Annotated in this window: 17 protein-coding genes; 10 read left to right on the top strand and 7 right to left on the bottom strand. The window is 72.0% G+C overall.

The window, feature by feature from the left end:
- Window positions 1-180: 180 nt before the first annotated feature.
- Genes AC0NH5_RS34030 through AC0NH5_RS34015 form a run of 4 tightly spaced genes read right to left on the bottom strand, consistent with a single transcriptional unit; the run spans window position 181 to window position 3639 of the window.
- A complete protein-coding gene (locus tag AC0NH5_RS34030) occupies window positions 181-1365 on the bottom strand; it encodes an ABC transporter permease (protein WP_474411076.1) in 1185 nt (394 codons plus the stop codon).
- On the bottom strand, window positions 1353-2018 hold the full coding sequence (locus tag AC0NH5_RS34025) for an ABC transporter ATP-binding protein (protein ID WP_474411164.1): 666 nt from the start codon (window positions 2016-2018) through the stop codon (window positions 1353-1355). Before AC0NH5_RS34025 ends, AC0NH5_RS34030 begins: the two co-directional genes overlap by 13 nt.
- A 5-nt stretch (window positions 2019-2023) precedes the next feature.
- Entirely contained in the window at window positions 2024-3067 is a 1044-nt protein-coding gene (locus tag AC0NH5_RS34020) for a peptidoglycan-binding protein (protein WP_474411074.1), read from the bottom strand.
- Window positions 3064-3639, bottom strand: a complete 576-nt coding sequence (locus AC0NH5_RS34015; RefSeq protein ID WP_474411072.1) for a hypothetical protein — start codon at window positions 3637-3639, stop codon at window positions 3064-3066. Before AC0NH5_RS34015 ends, AC0NH5_RS34020 begins: the two co-directional genes overlap by 4 nt.
- A gap of 88 nt (window positions 3640-3727) precedes the next feature.
- Here AC0NH5_RS34015 and AC0NH5_RS34010 point away from each other — a divergent pair, with 88 nt between their 5' ends.
- From AC0NH5_RS34010 to AC0NH5_RS33995, 4 genes are all read left to right on the top strand, one after another.
- Entirely contained in the window at window positions 3728-4384 is a 657-nt protein-coding gene (locus tag AC0NH5_RS34010; RefSeq protein WP_474411070.1) for a response regulator transcription factor, read from the top strand.
- Window positions 4381-5508, top strand: a complete 1128-nt coding sequence (locus AC0NH5_RS34005) for a sensor histidine kinase (RefSeq protein WP_474411069.1) — start codon at window positions 4381-4383, stop codon at window positions 5506-5508. Before AC0NH5_RS34010 ends, AC0NH5_RS34005 begins: the two co-directional genes overlap by 4 nt.
- 242 nt (window positions 5509-5750) lie before the next feature.
- Entirely contained in the window at window positions 5751-7028 is a 1278-nt protein-coding gene (locus tag AC0NH5_RS34000) for a hypothetical protein (RefSeq protein ID WP_474411067.1), read from the top strand.
- 61 nt (window positions 7029-7089) lie between these two features.
- Window positions 7090-8406: a glycosyltransferase 87 family protein gene (locus AC0NH5_RS33995; protein WP_474411065.1), complete on the top strand. Its 1317-nt coding sequence runs from the start codon at window positions 7090-7092 to the stop codon at window positions 8404-8406.
- Here the strand turns inward: AC0NH5_RS33995 and AC0NH5_RS33990 are convergent.
- Window positions 8403-9275 carry a DMT family transporter gene (locus tag AC0NH5_RS33990; RefSeq protein WP_474411063.1) on the bottom strand — a complete coding sequence of 291 codons (873 nt, stop codon included), beginning with the start codon at window positions 9273-9275 and terminating at the stop codon, window positions 8403-8405. The genes AC0NH5_RS33995 and AC0NH5_RS33990 overlap by 4 nt on opposite strands.
- A 621-nt stretch (window positions 9276-9896) precedes the next feature.
- Here AC0NH5_RS33990 and serA point away from each other — a divergent pair.
- Window positions 9897-11114 (top strand): phosphoglycerate dehydrogenase, encoded by a 1218-nt coding sequence (gene serA, locus AC0NH5_RS33985; RefSeq protein ID WP_474411061.1) that lies wholly within the window; start codon window positions 9897-9899, stop codon window positions 11112-11114.
- Window positions 11115-11150: 36 nt separating this feature from the next.
- Here serA and AC0NH5_RS33980 read toward each other — a convergent pair whose 3' ends face one another.
- Both AC0NH5_RS33980 and AC0NH5_RS33975 read right to left on the bottom strand, forming a co-directional pair.
- Window positions 11151-12227 carry a hypothetical protein gene (locus tag AC0NH5_RS33980; protein ID WP_474411059.1) on the bottom strand — a complete coding sequence of 359 codons (1077 nt, stop codon included), beginning with the start codon at window positions 12225-12227 and terminating at the stop codon, window positions 11151-11153.
- A 413-nt stretch (window positions 12228-12640) separates the two neighbouring features.
- Window positions 12641-13297, bottom strand: a complete 657-nt coding sequence (locus AC0NH5_RS33975) for a response regulator (protein ID WP_474411057.1) — start codon at window positions 13295-13297, stop codon at window positions 12641-12643.
- 225 nt (window positions 13298-13522) lie between these two features.
- On the opposite strand from AC0NH5_RS33975, the gene AC0NH5_RS33970 reads away from it, so the two are divergent.
- From AC0NH5_RS33970 to AC0NH5_RS33950, 5 genes are all read left to right on the top strand, one after another.
- Entirely contained in the window at window positions 13523-14014 is a 492-nt protein-coding gene (locus tag AC0NH5_RS33970; RefSeq protein ID WP_474411055.1) for a hypothetical protein, read from the top strand.
- A 4-nt stretch (window positions 14015-14018) separates the two neighbouring features.
- Window positions 14019-14633: a class I SAM-dependent methyltransferase gene (locus AC0NH5_RS33965; protein ID WP_474411053.1), complete on the top strand. Its 615-nt coding sequence runs from the start codon at window positions 14019-14021 to the stop codon at window positions 14631-14633.
- Window positions 14634-14642: 9 nt separating this feature from the next.
- Window positions 14643-15104, top strand: a complete 462-nt coding sequence (locus AC0NH5_RS33960; RefSeq protein WP_474411051.1) for a MarR family winged helix-turn-helix transcriptional regulator — start codon at window positions 14643-14645, stop codon at window positions 15102-15104.
- Entirely contained in the window at window positions 15101-16762 is a 1662-nt protein-coding gene (locus tag AC0NH5_RS33955) for an MDR family MFS transporter (protein WP_474411049.1), read from the top strand. The genes AC0NH5_RS33960 and AC0NH5_RS33955 overlap by 4 nt, the downstream gene beginning before the upstream one ends.
- A 273-nt stretch (window positions 16763-17035) precedes the next feature.
- The gene (locus AC0NH5_RS33950) at window positions 17036-17347 is read left to right on the top strand and encodes an antibiotic biosynthesis monooxygenase family protein (RefSeq protein ID WP_474411048.1); all 312 of its coding nucleotides are present in this window, start codon (window positions 17036-17038) and stop codon (window positions 17345-17347) included.
- Window positions 17348-17356: the final 9 nt, after the last annotated feature.

Genomic DNA, 17356 nt, shown 5'->3' with positions numbered 1-17356 from the left:
GTACGCCTACGTAAGGTCCCGTGGCATCCACGCGAGCGAAGTGCCACGCGAGGCCACGGCGCGACCGCCGGGCTGAACGTCGTGGTCATCCCCCGACGGTCGCGCTGCGGCCGCAAGGTCGCAGGCGGGTCGCGTGGATGCCACGGGACCGTGGTCAGGTCGTACCAGAAAAGGTTGCTCTCAGGCCGCACCCAACGCCTCGGTCGGCGCCAGCCGCGCGGCCCGGATCGCCGGATAGAGGCCGGCGACGGCGCCGATCAGCAGCGTCGCGCCGAGGCCGCCGGCGATCGCCCACAACGGCACGACGGTGGGCCACTGCTGGGTGGTCGCATAGAACAGGGTGACCGCGGCGCCCCCGAGCACTCCGCCGGCACCCCCGAACAGCGACAGCAGCAGTGACTCGGCGACGAACTGATTGCGGATCTGACCGCGGGTCGCACCCAGCGAGCGGCGCAGACCGATCTCTGCGCGCCGTTCCAGCACCGAGATGACCATGGTGTTGGCGACACCGATGCCGCCGACCAGCAGTGCCACCGCGCCGAGGCCGAGCAGCAGCCCGGTGAAGGCCCGGTCGGCGGCCCGCTGCGCGGCGAGCGCGTCGGACGGCTTGGAGATCTGCACCTGGTCCGGGCTCTCCGGGTTCGCGGTCGGCGCGAGCACCGACCGCACCGCCTCGACCTGCGACTCCTCCGACCGGGTGTAGACGGTGGTGGCGTGCCCGTCGAAGCTCAGGTACTTCTCCGCGGCGTCCCAGCCGACGATGACCGCGTTGTCCAGTTCCGGGGCGAGCGGCACCTTTGCCAGCACGCCGGCGACCGAGAACCATCGCCCACCGATGTAGACGGACGGCACCTCGCCGAGCCGTTGCGCCGCCAGCGAGCCGAGCACCACCACCGGGTAACGGGCGGTGGCCGCGTTCAGCCACGAGCCCCGCGCCAGGTCGGCGCCCACCGTCGAGGGCAGGTCGAGCTGGGCGGCGAGCAGGGACAGCCCGCCGGTCTCCTGCTCCGGGATCCGGTCGGTGCGGTAGACCGAGGCGCCGGACACCTCGCCGGTCGCGGTCGCCGAGGTCACCGGCCCGATCCGGCGGATCATCGACAGCGCGTCGTCGGGCAGCACCGCCTCCTCCCCGAACATGGTGTTGCCCGGCGCGACGGTGAGCATGTTGGTGCCGAGCGCCGCCAGCGCGCGGTCCAGGTCGGCCCGGCTCGACGTGGAGATGCCCACCACGGCGACCATCGCGGCGATGCCGATGGCGATGCCGAGCGCGGAGAGCACCGCGCGCAACGGCCGGGCCTGCAGTCCCGCGCCACCGAGACGCAGAAGGTCGGAGGAGCGCAGCCGGGCAGGTCTCAGATCGGACATGCCTCGATCACCTTCCCGTCGAGCATCGGCACCTGCCGGGGCAGGCTGCCGGCGATCTCGTGATCGTGGGTGATCACCAGGACGGTGGTGCCGGCCTCGTTCAGCTCGCGCAGCAGGTCCACCACCCCGGCCCCGGCGACCGAGTCGAGGTTGCCGGTGGGCTCGTCGGCGAGCAGCACCGCCGGATCGCCCGCCACCGCCCGGGCCACCGCGACCCGTTGCCGTTCACCGCCGGAAAGCTGGTGCGGGCGGTGCCCGAACCGGTCGCCCAGGCCGACCCGGGCCAGCGCGACGCGGGCCCGCTGTTCCCGCTCCTTCTTCGGTACGCCCGAGTAGAGCAGCCCGTCCGCCACGTTGGTGACCGCGTCCCGCCCCGGCGCCAGATGGAACTGCTGGAACACGAAGCCGATCCGCCGCGCCCGCAACGCGGACAGCTGCCGATCCGACAACGCCGCCACGTCGTGACCGTCGATGCGCACCGTCCCCGCCGACGGCCGGTCGAGCGTGCCGATCAGGTGCAGCATGGTGGACTTGCCGGAGCCGGACGGCCCCACGATGGCGATCAGTTCGCCCGGCTGCACGGTCAGGTCGACGTCACGCAGCGCGGTGACCCCGCCGGGATAGGACTTGGTGACCCCGGCCAGTTCGATCACCGGGCTCATTGCGGCACCCCGACCTTCATGCCCTCGGTGAGTCCGCCGCCGGACACCTCGACCCGCCCGGCGGCGAACAGGCCGGTCTCGACGGCGAGGATGCGGCCGTCGGCGGTCTGGACGCCGTACCCGCCCTCGGCCAGCGCGAGCAGGGCGCGCACCGGCACGGTGAGCACGTTCTCCCGCCGGCCGGCGGCGAACGCGACCGTCACCGCGGCGTCGTTCAGCCCGGCCGGAGTCTTGGCGAACGCGATGGTCACGCTCAGCACGGTCCGGTCCTCCTCGCCCGGGTTCTCGGCCTGCTCCACCGAGGTCTCGACATCGCTGATCCGGCCGGCGGTCTTCGCTCCGTCGGGCAGGGTCACGGTGACCGCCGCGCCCTTGCGGGCCAGGCGCTGGTCGCTGATCTCGAGGCCGACGGTGGCCACCCGGCCGGTGCCGGTGACCTGGAGGATCTCGCTGCCCGGTTGCACGGCCGCGCCGGCCGTGGCGGTCAGCACCGCGACGCGTACCGCCCGGGGCTGGTAGACGACCCGGCCCAGCTCGATCGTGCCGGTCTCGGTCAGGCCCCGGTCGTCCTGCCACTGCTCGACGGCGTCGGCGGTCGCCGAGGTGTACTCGTCGTCGACGGTGAAACCCCGGTAGCCCAGCGCCCACAAGTTTTTCTCGAACTGCTTGACGTCGGTGCCCTCCACCCCCGGAGCCAGGTTTCGGTACGCCGGAAGCGTCCCGTAGAGCAGTAGGACCGGCCGGTTGTCCACCCGGTAGAGGGCCTGCCCGCGGGTCAGGGTCGCGCCCGTGGCCGGCAGCCGGGTCACCGTGCCGGCCAGGCGCGTGACGACCGGGGTGCTGTCGCCGTACCCGAGCGATCCGTCGTGTTCCTCCTCGTCGACGAGCGTCTCCCTCGTCACGTCCGCGGTGGCGGCCACCGTCGTCCCGGCCGTCCCTGTGCCGCTCTCGGTCTCGGGCATCCCCGCCACGAACGCTGCGGTGGCGGCCGCGCCTGCGGTGAGCACCGCGGCCACCGCAACGGTCGTCCGCCGCCTCACGCCCCACCACCCGCGGTGCCCGGCCCTTCGACGCGCCGCGGGCCGCCGCCACCCGGCCGGTGCTTCATGCAGAGCTGCTCCGCCTTGTCGAAGGTGGGGTTTCCCGGGCCGGTGCCGAGCGCCCCACCGTCGATGTGGATCCGGCCGTCCGGCTCCGGGTCCGGGAAGCCGGGCACGCCGTTGTCCCGCATGCACTGCGACATCTGCCGGGCCTTCTCGAGATCCTCGGGACTGAGCTGCTCACGCTCCCCGCCGTCCGGCCCGTACTCGCGGCAGGCCTGCTCGGCGGCCTGCATCTTCTTCTGATCCACCGTGGACGGGACGCGGACGGTGAGCCCGCCGTCCACCGGGTCCGGGAACCAGGTCATGCCGTTGTCCCGCATGCACTGCGAATACTTGATCAGCCGGTCCGCGTCGTCGAGGGGCGGCGCCGAGGCGGAGGCCGCGGTCGTGGGCGTGCCGCTGACGGCGGTCGCGACACCCGGAGTTCCGGTGGGCTCGCCGCAGCCGGCCACCGCCGCGGTGAGCAGCAGGCCTAGGGCGAGGGTGGTTCTCAATCTCGTCTTGTCCATGGGAGGCAGTGAAGCGCCGCCCGGGTTTCCCCGGCGTCACGAAAAACGATGACGGCGAAGTGACACGCCCGCGGGCCAGTATGTAGGGATGCGGATCCTGGTGGTGGAGGACGAGCCGCTGCTCGCCGACGCGGTGGCGCAGGGGTTGCGGCACGAGGCGCACGCGGTGGACGTCGTCTACGACGGCGGCTCCGCCCTTGAGCGCATCGATGTCAACGAATACGACGTGGTCGTCCTCGACCGTGACGTCCCGGTGGTGCACGGCGACAAGGTGTGCCAGGTGCTGGCCGACCGCAAGGCGGACATCAGGGTGCTGATGCTGACCGCGGCCGCCGGCGTCGACGACCGGGTCGCCGGGCTGGCCCTCGGCGCCGACGACTACCTGCCCAAACCGTTCGCCTTCCGGGAGCTGTCCGCCCGGGTCGCGGCGCTGGGCCGGCGCGCCCGCCCGGCCGCGCCACCGGTGTTGCGCCGGGCCGGGATCAGCCTCGACCCGTACCGGCGGGAGGTGCACCGCGACGGTCGTTACGTGCCGCTGTCCCGCAAGGAGTTCGCGGTGCTGGCCGAGCTGCTGCGTGCCGACGGCACCGCGGTGTCAGCCGAGACGCTGCTGGAGAAGGCGTGGGACGAGAACGCCGACCCGTTCACCCACGCGGTCCGGATGACGATCCTCAAGCTGCGCCGCAAGCTGGGCGATCCACCGGTGGTGCTGACCGAGCCGGGAGTGGGGTACCGGATCCGATGAAGCTCACCGTGCGCACCCGGTTGACCCTCTTCTACGGCGGGCTGTTCGTCGCCGCCGGGCTCGTGCTGCTCGGCGCCATCTACATCCTGGTCGGTCACGAGGCGTCGAACTTCGCCATGCGCACCACGATCTCCGACGAGGGGCAGCTCATCCCGCCGCCGCCCAACGGCGAGAGGTACGTCAAGCAGATCGTCGAGGGCACCCAGGCCGACACCCTGCGCTCGCTGATCACCCAGGGTGCGGTGGCGCTGCTCGTGGTCAGCGCCGCCACGATCGCGCTGGGCTGGCTGATCGCCGGGCGGCTGCTGCACCCGCTGCACCAGATCACCGCGGCCGCCCGCCGGATCGCCGAGTCGCCGGCCGCCGACCGCGGCCTGCACGAGCGGATCGCGCTGGACGGGCCGAACGACGAGATCAAACAGCTGGCCGACACGTTCGACCTGATGCTGGCCCGCCTCGACCAGTCGTTCGACGGGCAGCGGCGGTTCATCGCCAGCGCGTCGCACGAGCTGCGCACCCCGCTCACCCTGAACCGGACGCTGCTGGAGGTCGCGCTCACCCCGGAGACGGCCTCCCCGGACGTACGACAGCTCGGCGCCACGCTGCTGGCGATCAACGACCGGCACGGCCGGCTGATCGACGGGTTGCTGCTGCTGGCCCGGTCGGAGCGGGAGGTGACCGAGCGGGCTTACGTCGACCTCGCCGACATCGTCGACCACGTGGCCCTCTCCTCCGGCACCGTCAAGGTCACCGCCGAGCCGGGCGAGGCGGCTGTGCTCGGCGACCCGGTCCTGCTGGAACGGCTCGTCCAGAACCTGGTGGAGAACGGGGTGCGGCACAACCTCCCGGCCGACGGCTGGGTCACCGTCACCACCCGGACCCGCCCCGACGGCTGGGTCGAGCTGCAGGTCGCCAACTCCGGGCCGATGATCCCCCGCTACGACGTACCCGGCCTGTTCGAGCCGTTCCACCGCCACGGCGCCGAGCGTCTCCACTCCCCCGGCGCCGGGCTGGGCCTGTCCATCGTCCGGGCGGTGGCCCGGGCCCACGGCGGCGACGTCCGAGCCGACGCCCGCGACGAGGGCGGCCTGATCCTCACCGTCCTGCTCCCCCGAGCCCCCTGACCCTCCCTGCCACTTCCCGCGCGCCCCTCCCGCGCCGTTCACCCCGCGTGTGAACTTCGGGTTCGATACGCACCCGAAGTTCACACGCTTGGGACCGCCACTCGGCGGGCGGTGACCGTTACGGGGCCGCCGCCCGGCGGGCGGTGACCGTTACGGGGCCGCCACTCGGCGGGTGGTGATCGTTATCCGGCTGCCACCTGGCGGGTCGTGACGATCTTGCCGGGGCTATGTAGAGTTGCGATATGGCTGCTCCGAGGATCGCCGAGCACATCGCTCAGCTCCTGCTCACCGTGGCCGCACACCGCTGGCCGGCCGACCTGGCCGCCGTCATGCGCGCCGAGTGGGCCGCCGAGCTCGCCTGCCTGCGCGGCCGCCCCTGGCGGATGCTCACCTTCGCCGGCAGCCTCGCCGTCGCCGATCCACCCGGCGTCACCCTCTCCGCCCGCGCCGCCACCACAACCGCCGCCGCGCTGGTGGTGCTGATCTGCGCGGCCCTCTTCAACGGCGTGCGCGCCGCCCTGCACAGCGTCGAGACCCTCCTGCCCTGGTCCGGCGAAGCCACGCTCGTGTGCGCGCTGTTGGCGACCGCGATCCTGGTCATGACGCTGGCGGGTGCACGCTGGGCGCCCCGGCGCCCGGTCCGCGCCACCCTGCTCTTCGGTCTTTGCGCGTACGCCTTCCTGCTCGCCGGCAACGAATCAGCCGTCATGCCGTTCATGGGCTGGCAGGACGTCACGCCCGCGGTGCTCACCTGGACCGCCCTGACCGCGTTCACCGCATGGACGGTCCACCGGCTCCGGGCTTCCGGCCGCCGGCGCACAGCGATCGTCACCGGCATCGCCGGCGGCCTGTTCGCCGTGGAGTCCGCGGCGATCACCGGCTGCCTGCACGCCGCACACACCCTCGGCATCTCCGCAGCCTCGGCTCCCGCCTGGTTCCCGCTCGCCATGCTTCCCGGGGGCACCGGCGGTTTCGGCCCCCATTTCCCCGACGGCCGTGCCACCTTCAGCGCCCTGCACGGCACCGGCCCCGCCTTCCACGCCTCCGACATCCTCCTGGCCGGCGCCGCCACCCTGACCGGTCCGCTGCTGCTCTGCACGGCCTTCCTGACCGCAGCCCTCCTGCGCACCGGCACCTCTGCCCACCCGCAACGGGTGGCCACACCCGCGCGCCCCGCCGCCTTCCTGCACCCCATCGCCATGTTCGGGCCTGCCACCGCGCGCTTGCGGGCCGGCCGTGGCCGGAGCCTCCTTCCCGGTCGGGCCCGATCCCTGACAGGGCGGATCGACCGCCGGACAGCGGCCGGCGTCTCCACCGCAGCCGCGGTCCTGCTCCTCGCCGACCGGCTGCCCCGCTCCACCACCGTCGCGGAGTTCGCGCTGCCCCGCGTGGTCGACAACTCCACGGTGTTCGGCTTCGGCTTCCTCGCCCAGCCGGCCGGTCGCGCCGTCCTGGCCTTCGCGGTCGCCCTGCTGGTCGTCCACCGGACAGCCACCCGCCGCACGCAACCCACCCGCTGACCGCCCTGATCGGCCCGGGTGGTCGCTTCATGCCACCCTATGTAGAGGAGCGACAATGGCAATGAGCAGGCAACTATTCCGCTGGACGCCCGCGCTCCTCGTCGCCCTGATCACCGGCCTGCTCGCGCTCAGCCGCCCGGAGTCCCTGCGCCTCACCGACCTCCAGGTCTACATGGGCGCCGTCGACACGTTCCGCAGCGGCGGCGAACTCTACGACTACATCCGCAACGGGAACGCCCCGTTCACCTACCCACCGTTCGCCGCCCTGCTGATGCTGCCCCTGTCCTGGCTGCCCGCATGGCTGCTGTACACCGCCTGGACGGCGGGCACCGGCCTGGCCGCGATCGTTCTGGCGCTGCTCGTCAACCGCCGAGCCGCACCGTGGATCGCGCTCGCACTGATGCTCTCCGCACCGGTCTCTTCCACCTTCAAGTACGGCCAGGTCAGCCTCCTGCTGGCCGTCCTCGTCACCACCGACGTGCTGGCCCTGCGGCACAGCCGCCACCAGGGGGTCCTGATCGGCCTCGCCGCCGCCGTCAAACTCACCCCGCTGATCTTCATCCCGATGCTGTGGCTGACCGGTCGCCGCCGGGCCGCAGCCGTAGCCACCAGTACCTTCCTGGCCTGCGCGACGCTGGCCGCTTACCTGCTGCCCCACGAATCCTGGCGGTACTGGACCACCGAGGTGCACGACGTCGCCCGCCTGGGCTTCATCACCTCCGTAGGCAACCAGTCCCTCAACGGCGCCCTGCTCCGCCTCGAAGCCCCGCACCGCGAGCTGCTCGCCACCCTCCTGGCCGGCGCCATAGCCGCCATAGCCCTCCGCCACACCACCACGCAGCTCACCGCGCTCACGCCGCTCACCCCGCCACGCTTCGCCACCCTGCGTGACACCCCGCTGCGCCCCACCACGTTGCAACCGACGGTGCTGCGCCCCACCGCCCGCTTCCACGACCCCCGCGTCGCGCTGGTGATCACCGGAGCAGCAAGCGTCGTACTCTCCCCGGTCTCCTGGACCCACCATCAGGTTTGGCTGGTCCTGGCCGTTTTCCTCCCTCTCGCCCTCGCCCTCCGAGCGGCCGTTCTGGCGATCATGGTGCTGCCGGTCACCGCCCTGCCCTGGTGGCCGTTCCAGGAGTCCCGACTGCTGCTCGCGATCACCCTGGCCCTGCTGCTGCCCGCGCTCCTCCCCACCCGAGCCGACCGCACCCCGCACCGCACCCCGCACCGCACCGCCGCCACGCCGGCGCCGCCCCCAGATCGCGTGCCGACTTCAGGCGCGCAGCGAACCCCGAGTCGGCACACCACCAGCGGCCCAGAGCTGCGTGACGAGTTCGGGTGCGGATCGAACCCCAAGTCGGCACACTCGCGGAGCTAGCCCGTCGGCGCCGGCTCCGTCCGGGGCTGTCCGCCCGCCGGCTCCTGCGACGCGCTCCCCGAGCCTGCCGTCCGCCGGGCCAGACCGACCACTCCCCAGCTCATCAGGACCGCGGCGACGCCCACCACCACCAGCCCCACCGCCCCGAACCGGACGCCCTCGTCGAACAGCACCACTCCGGCGACCGACGCGACCAGCGGATTGGTCACGCTGACCGTCGCCAGCGGCGTGGCCAGCCCGGCACCACGGTAGGACAACTGGCCGAGCAGATAGCCCACCACCGCGAACACCACGACGAGCCCCAGGGCCGGCATCGACATCCCGCCGACACCGCCCGTGGTGAACGAGGCGATCACCGCTTTCGACAGCACCGAGCCGATCCCGAACGCAGTGCCGGCCGCCGCCGCGAGCAGCATCGCGCGAACCCGCGGCCCCGACGGCCATGCCAGGAGAGCACAGCCGGCGACCGCACCGGCAGTGACCACGGTCAGCGTGCGCACGGTGGACTCGGCTAGCAGCGACGGGCCGTCCCCCTCGACCGAGAGGGTCAGGATCGCGGCCAGCCCGGCCACGGTCAGGCCGGCGCTGATCCAGGCCGCCCGGCTGATCCGGGTGTGATAGCGGATGACCTCGATCGGGAGGGCGACCAGCAGCGTCAGGGTGCCGAGGGCCTGCACGACCGCGACCGTGCCGAAGTTCAGCGCCAGCAGGTGCAGCCCCGCCCCGGCGCCGGTCAGCAGCAACGCCACGGCCCACCGGGACCGCCCGCGGTGGCTGTGCTCGGCGAGCCGCTCCTGAGCGACCGCGGCGGTGCCGTAAGCAGCGACTGACAGCAGCGAGAGGCCGACTGCCCACGCCAGCGATCCCATCGCCCACCTCACAACCTCCGCGCGGCTCGGCCGACCGGGCGAACCTCACTCCCTGGAACATACCGACCAGGAAGGCCGGAGCCGGCATCCTCACCCCGGAGAGCGGGATCGTGCCCGTGCCAGGCGGGCTGCGTGGCGCTCAACCAGACCGTGCGCGCGGCGAACCGCCGCAGAGCGCCGGGCGGCGGCGCGGTCGGCCCGCCGCTGCGCCGACACGGCGGCACGCTCCCTCAGCTCGGCCCGCCAGTCACGGGCGCCGGACTCGGATGTGTCGATGTGCTCGTCAGCCATGCCCGGATCGTCGCGCGACGGTACGACACTTTCCGGCGCGCGGGCCGGCCCCGGAACGACCGCGAAACGGCCGCGGGCAGCGGCAGGAACCGGGCGCCGCACGACTACGGCACGCGCGTCCGCGTACCCCCTCGATGATCGAAAGCCGCACCGGTGAAACCGGCCTGAACCACACCCGCCGCCGGCCCGTAACAGTTACCGGATTGACCGGCAGATGGGACCTCAGGCACACCGTTCCGGGCCCGGCACGCCGGGGGACTAGGCTTGACGCCTTGTGAACTGGGCTTCGGCGTGGCGGCCCGGGCGGCCAACCGAAACATGGAACGGAAGATGATGATCGACCAGGCCAAGGTGCGAGTCCTGCTCTTGGAGAGCATCCACCCCGACGCGGTGTCCCGGCTGGAGGAGGACGGCTTCCAGGTCGAGCTCCTTCGCAACGCCCTCGACGAGGTCGAGCTGATCGAGCGGATCGCCGGGGTGCACCTGCTCGGGATCCGGTCCAAGACGCAGGTGACCGCGAAAGCGCTGGAGGCCGCCGACAAGCTGGTCGCCATCGGCGCCTTCTGCATCGGCACGGACCAGATCGATCTGGCCGCCGCCACCGCCGGCGGCGTCGCCGTCTTCAACGCGCCGTTCTCGAACACCCGCTCGGTGGTCGAGCTGGCCATCGCCGAGATCATCTCGCTGACCCGGCGGCTCACCGAGAAGAACACGCTGATGCACAGCGGCGTCTGGGACAAGTCGGCGGACGGCGCGCACGAGATCCGCGGCCGTCGCCTCGGCATCGTGGGGTACGGGAACATCGGCACCCAGCTGTCGGTGCTCGCCGAGAACCTGGGCATGTCGGTCTCGTTCTACGACACCGCCGACAAGCTGGCGCTGAGCAACGCGCACCGCTGCGCCAGCCTGGACGAGCTGCTGGAGTCCAGCGACATCGTCACCCTGCACGTGGACGGGCGGCCCGGCAACGCCGGCTTCTTCGGCGCCGAGCAGTTCGCCAAGATGCGGCCCGGCAGCCTGTTCCTGAACCTGTCCCGCGGCATCGTCGTCGACCACCTGGCGCTGCGCGACGCTCTGCAGAGCGGGCGGCTGGCCGGTGCGGCCGTCGACGTCTTCCCGAAGGAGCCGAAGGGCCGCGGCGACGAGTTCGTCTCCGAGCTGCGCGGCCTGCCGAACGTCATCCTCACCCCGCACATCGGCGGGTCGACCGAGGAGGCGCAGTCGGACATCGGCGGCTTCGTGGCGAACAAGCTCGCGAAGTACCTGACCGAGGGCAACACCACGCTCAGCGTCAACCTGCCCGGCGTGACGCTGCCCGAGCTGCCCGGCATGCACCGCATCGTGCACATGCACAAGAACACGCCGGGTGTGCTGGCCGACGTCAACCGGATCCTCGCCGAGCACAACGTCAACGTCGAGGGCCAGATGCTCAGCACCCGCGGTGAGTTCGGCTATCTGATCACCGACATCGCCCGCGGTTACCCCGACGGGGTGCTCGAGCAGCTCCGCGCCATGGAGCAGACCGTCCGCCTGCGCGTCCTGAACTGAGCCGTGATCGGTGCGGCCCACACCGGGCCGCACCGGTCAGGACGTCCGTTCCTCCACTGTCAGCACGGTGATCGAGGAGGCCGCGTCCACGTCGTACCGATTGGCCTTCTGCCAGTCCTTCGGCGTGAGCGTGGAGCCTGGCGGCAGGTCCCGCAGGGTCCGCGCGCCGGCCGTCACGGTGCCCGCTCCGCCGCCGACACGCACCCGCACCGGGTTGTCGGCCGGCGCCCGCAGCAGCAGTTCCTCGACCCCACCGGTGATCTTCATCGGCACGGTTCCGGAGGCGTCGGCCAGGTTCAGCTCGGCCCGCCGGGTGCCGCCGACCATCTCGATCCGGTCGATCCGCCCGTCGCTGGTGTCGATGACGCGCTCCGCGGCGTACCCGGAGAAACGCAGCGTCCAGCGCACCTTGGCGGCCAGTACGACCTCGATCTCACCGCCGGAGCCGCTCCGGTCCCGGGACAGGTCGACGAGCAGCCGGTCCTCGCGTACCTCGGCGTTGGGTTGCAGGCCGGCGCCCTCCGGCGTGGTGACCCGGTACAGGTCGGTGCCGAGGTCGGCGATGCTCACCCTGACCCGGTCGGTCGCCGCGAGCAGCTCGAAGGTCGCGATGGTCCGGCCGTCCAGCGGCCCGGTCGCGGTGCGCTGGTCGGTGCCGTCGCCGCCGAGCTGGAGCATCTCGCCGATCTCGGTGTCCGGGCCGGAGTAGTAGACGACCCCGGTGAGCGCGACGGCGGCGAGCGCGACCGCCCCCAGCAGCGCCATGCCGACCGTGACCAGCCGGGACTGCCGCCGGGCCGGCGGTGCGGCGGGGGTGTCGCTCCAGACCTTCGGTTCGTTGCGGCCGCCGGGGGCGGACCGCTGGTCGGCGATCAGGTCGACGTGCCGCTCCGCCCCGTGGTCCACCCATTCGGACGGTGTGGTGGTGGCCTGCGGCCAGACCGGCGCGGAGCTGTCCCTGGACGGGCTTCCCCACCCGTCCACACCGACAGCCCGCGGCGAGGCCGGCTCGAACGTCACCGGCGTCCACGGCGCCGCCGGGGTCCCGGTCATCGCCTCGGCAACCGGATCAGCGGGCGCGGGAGTCTCCGCAGCCGGCCCGTTGGTACGCACGATCGGCAACCCACCGGGGCGGACACCCCCGATCGGCCCGTCATCGAACCCGAACGAAGCCCGCCCGGGCCCGCCCGGAGACGGCTGCCCCGGAGCGGCAGACGGCGACGCGGCGGACAGTGACGCGGGAGACGGCGACGCGGCAGTCTCAGGTGACTCCGGCGCCCCCGCGCCGAACCAGTTCACCTGCTCCCCGCTCAGCCCGTCCTCCAGCCCCGCGGCGCCCGGCCGCCGACGGGGCAACCCAGCACGGTCGGCCGATCCCTCGTCCGTCGCCCCGGCCACCACCGGGTCGGACGAAGCGCCGACAGCGGTACGGTCCACTCGATTCCTCCCTGCCCAACGCCCCCAGGACGTGACGCCCCCGAATGGAGTACGGAGGAAACCGCTTCTCGGATGAGTGACCGGAAGGTTTACCGTTGGTCAGGTCGCACGAGACCCCGCCGGGTCGCGATCGCCACCGCTTCCAGCTGACTGTGCGCACCCAGTTTGGCGAGCACCGCCTTCTGATATCCGCGGCACGTGTGCACGCTTATCCCGAGCCGCCGGGCCACCGCCCGAGCGTCCAGGCCGGCCGCCATCAGCTGGAGCACCTCGTCCTCGCGGGCGGTCAGACCGCTGCTGCGCGGCGCGCTGACCGGTGTCGTGCTGCGGAGCAGGCGGGCCAGGATGTCGGTGGAGACGGTCATCCCGCCGCCGTGGGCAGTGCGCAGCGCGTTCAGCACATCACCGAGCGCGCCGTTCTTCGACAGGAACCCGGCGGCGCCGGCGGCGGTGGCCCGGCGGACCAGCGCCTGTTCCTCGCTGGCAGTGAGGATCACCACACGGATGTCGGGGTGGCGCACGCGGATCAGCTCGGCGATCGCGATGCCGTCGGCATCGGACAGTTCCGGATCGAGCACGATCACATGGGGTTCGAGCTCTGCGGTGAGCCGCAGCGCCTCCGCTCCGCTTCGCGCGTGTCCGACACTACGCAGGTCCGGTTGCCCGGCCAGCGCGTGTCCGAGCAGCTCGGCGAAGGTCTGGTGGCTGTCTACGACGAGCACTCGGATCGCCTCGTCGCTGTCCATACGTCGCCTTCCTCTCCTCGCCCGGCGGGCTCCGCGCAGTCTAAGGATTACCCGAAGCCGGTCCCGACCTACCAACAGCCTGCCGTTGTGCCGCCAGGCCCGACCCCGCCGGTACGGCCGACGATCGGTTGCCGCCAAGCGGATGCGATAACCAGTCTTTCGGCCGACTGACCCCCTCGCATTGGGGCTTGCCGGTAAAGACGGCTCAGAGCACAGTTCCGGATCATGTTCGACATCCAGCTCTTCGGCCGCCTCGAGGTCCGAACCCGGGGCATCAGCCTCTCCGGGGACGACTTCGGCGGCGAGCGTCCGCGTCACCTCCTCGCGTTGCTCGCGTTGCGGGGCGAGCGGTCGCTTGTAGAGCTGGGGGATCTGTTGGGCGTCCCGCCGGCGACGGTCAAGGACGACCTGAAGGTACTCCGTGACCACCTGGAGCCCGGCGTCCGGGGCCGCGAGTCGGTCATCGTCCCGCATCGTGGCGGCTACCGGCTGGCGCCCGAGCGGGTCCGGGTCGACGTCGCCACCTTCGACGCCCTGATCGCCGCGGCCGCCGGGCGGCCCGCCGAGCGCGCCGCCCGGCCGCTCGCCGCCGCGGCCTTCGTGGCCTCGCGCCCTCTGCTGGAGGGCGAGGACGCACCGTGGGCCGCCGAGGCGCGTGGTGAATACCGCGCCAAGCTGCTGGTCGCCCTCCCGCAGAACGCGGCCCAGCCAATATAAAGAGGTGCTTCCGCCCACCTCGCTGCTTCCCGTCCCGCTCGCGCCCGAGCTCTCGCTGCACCTCGTCGACGGCCCGGTCGGCCTGTTCGACCTGACCGACGGCGAGTTCCACAGCGACCGGCCGCCACCGTTCTGGGCCTTCGTGTGGGCCGGCGGCCAGGCTCTGGCCCGCTACGTGCTGGATCATCCTGATGAGGTGGCCGGCCGCCGGGTCCTCGATCTCGCCACCGGCTCCGGGGTGGCCGCGATCGCCGCCGCCCGGTGCGGCGCCGCCGCCGTCCAGGCCGACGACATCGATCCGGCCGCAGTGGCCGCCGCGCACCGCAACGCCGCCGCCAACGGCGTGGCTCTGCGGGACGAGGTCGACCGCCCGGAGGTGGTTCTGGCCGGCGACGTCTTCTACAGCCCCATCGTCGCCCCGCAGATCACCGCGACGCTGCGCCGGGCGCAGAAGGGCGGCGCAACCGTTCTGGTTGGCGACCCCGGCCGGGGGTATTTCCCGGAACGCCTCTTCGACCTGGTCACCGAGTACGACGTGCCGGTGCCGGCCGCTCTCGAGGAAACCGAGTCCCTGCGCACCGGCGTATGGCGGATGCGTGCACCACGCAACAACTTGTAGGGTACACATATGGAGGACACCGCCCGGCTGGCCGACGAGATCGTGCGGTTCGTCAGAATGGCCACCCGCTTCCGGGGCATGCTGAGGACAGGCGACCTCGGAGCCGAGTTCTCCGCGCTGATGCTGCTGCTCCCGTTGCAGGCCATGGGCCCGATGCGAGTCACCGATCTCGCGGAGCTCAAGCAGGCGGACCCGTCGACGATCAGCCGACAGGTCGCGCAACTGGTCAAGGCCGGCCTGGCCCGCCGCGAGGCCGACCCCGGCGACGGGCGGGCGTCCCGGCTCGCGGTCACCGAAGCCGGCGAGGCCGCCTGCGAGCGGCTCCGCGCCGCCCGGGTGGCGCTGCTCGGCGAGGCGCTCAGCGACTGGCCGGCCGAGCGGATCGCCGCCTTCACCGGCCTGTTCGAAGAATTCAACAGCTCGATCGAGGCGCTGTTGCGCACCGACCCCACCACACCGGAGACGCCGTGAGCGACCACCCTGTCGAATTCACGCACCGCCAGATCCTGACGATCCTCGGCGGGCTGATGATGGGCATGTTCCTGGCCGCCCTCGATCAGACGATCATGGCGACCGCGACCCGCACCATCGCCGACGACCTGCGCGGTTTCGACCTGCAGGCCTGGGCCACCACGGCGTTCCTGATCACCTCGACGATCTCCACCCCGCTCTACGGCAAGCTCTCCGACATCTACGGCCGGCGCCCGTTCTTCCTGTTCGCGATCGGCGTCTTCATCGTCGGCTCGTTCCTCTGCGGCCTCTCCGAGAACATGTGGCAGCTGGCCGCGTTCCGGGCCGTCCAGGGCATCGGCGCCGGCGGCCTGATGTCGCTCGCCCTGGCGATCATCGGCGACATCGTCCCGCCCCGCGAACGCGCCAAATACCAGGGCTTCTTCCTCGCCGTCTTCGGCACCGCCAGCGTGCTCGGCCCGATCATGGGCGGCTTCTTCGCCGGCGCCGAGACGATCCTCTGGGTGGACGGCTGGCGCTGGGTCTTCTATCTCAACGTGCCGATCGGCATCGCCGCCATGGCCGTGGTCGCCAAGGTGCTGCACCTGCCGCACCAGCGGGTCGACCACCGCATCGACTGGCCCGGGGCGCTCACTCTGATCATCACACTGGTGCCGCTGCTCACCGTCGCCGAGCAGGGCCGCGAGTGGGGCTGGGACTCCGGGCGCGCGATCGCCTGTTACGTCGTCGGCGTGCTCGGACTGATCGGGTTCATCCTGGCCGAACGGGCCTACAAGGAGGAGGCCCTCCTGCCGCTGCGGCTCTTCGGCAACCGGACGGTCGCCGTCGGCGCGGCCTCCAGCACGATCCTCGGCATGGCGATGTTCGGCGGCCTGATGACTGTCCCGCTCTACCTCCAGATCGTGAAGGGTTCCTCGGCCACCATGGCCGGCCTCCAGATGATCCCGTTCGTGGTCGGCATCATGTCCGGCTCGATCATCTCCGGCCAGCTGATCTCCCGCACCGGCCGCTACCGGATCTTCCCCATCGTCGGCAGCTTCCTCATGGTCATCGCGCTGTTCCTGTTCTCCCTGGTGGGCGCGGACACCCCACTCTGGCGGACCATGCTCGTCATGGTGCTGATGGGTCTCGGCCTGGGCAGCAACATGCAGCCGATGATCACGGCCGTGCAGAACGCGGTGAGCCCCCGCCAGATCGGCACCGCCACCGGCGCCGTCACCTTCTTCCGCTCGATGGGCGGCACGCTCGGCACCGCTGTCTTCCTCTCGGTGCTCTTCAACGTCCTGCCCGGCAACATCCGCGACGCCTTCACCACCGCGCAGCAGACCCCCGAGTTCCAGGCCGCCCTGCGCGACGACCCCGCTCAGCAGCCGCTCCTCGATCGCGCCAACAGCAGCGACGCCCTCGACGACACCTCGTTCCTCAGCCAGCTGTCCGACGTCATCGCGCACCCCTTCAAGGTCGGCTTCGCCGACAGCGTCCACGTCGTCTACCTGATCGCCTTCGCCGTCATGCTGGTCGGCCTGGTGATCGTCTTCTTCCTGCCGGAACTCCCGCTCTCCCAGCGATCGGCCCAGCAGGCCCGCGCCGAGGACGCCCTCCAGGCCGAGAAGAGCGCCGGTGTGCCAGGCCCGGGTACCGGTCCGACTTCAATCTAGATCCCTATCTGGTACGCCTACGCCCCCCGCCGAGCGGGACCAGCGACCCGGTCGCTGGTCCCGCCTCTGCCGCCCGCGCCGGGCGGACCTGCCGTACCCCTCCTCACCCCACCCCGTCCCGCCCCACCCACTCGCGCCGCCCGCCGCCCCGCCGTCGCCCGCCGCCCAGCCCCGCCGCCGCCCACCGCCCCGCCGTCGCCCGCCGCCCCGCCGCGCCGCAATGCCCACCCCCGCCTGCTCCGGTCCCCCGAACGCCCGCAGTAGCGTGAACTCATGGCTGTTGTGAAGATCAACGCGATCGAGGTCCCCGAAGGCGCCGGACCAGAACTGGAGAAGCGCTTCGCCGCCCGGCACGGCGCGGTCGAGAACTCCCCCGGCTTCCTCGGCTTCGAGCTGCTGCGCCCGGTATCCGGCGAGAGCCGCTACTTCGTCTACACCCGCTGGGAGTCCGAGGAGGCGTTCCAGGCCTGGTCCAACGGCAGCGCCAAGGAGGCACACGCCGGCGAACGCAGCCGCCCGGTGGCCACCGGCGCCAGCCTCCTCGAGTTCGAGGTCGTCCAGCAGGTCACCAAGCCCACCCCCTGAACCCGGTGT

The organism is Actinoplanes sp. 13 (assembly GCF_056134165.1).
The sequence above is the reverse complement of the archived record's forward strand: the minus strand, read 5'-3'. Positions and strand labels throughout refer to the sequence as shown.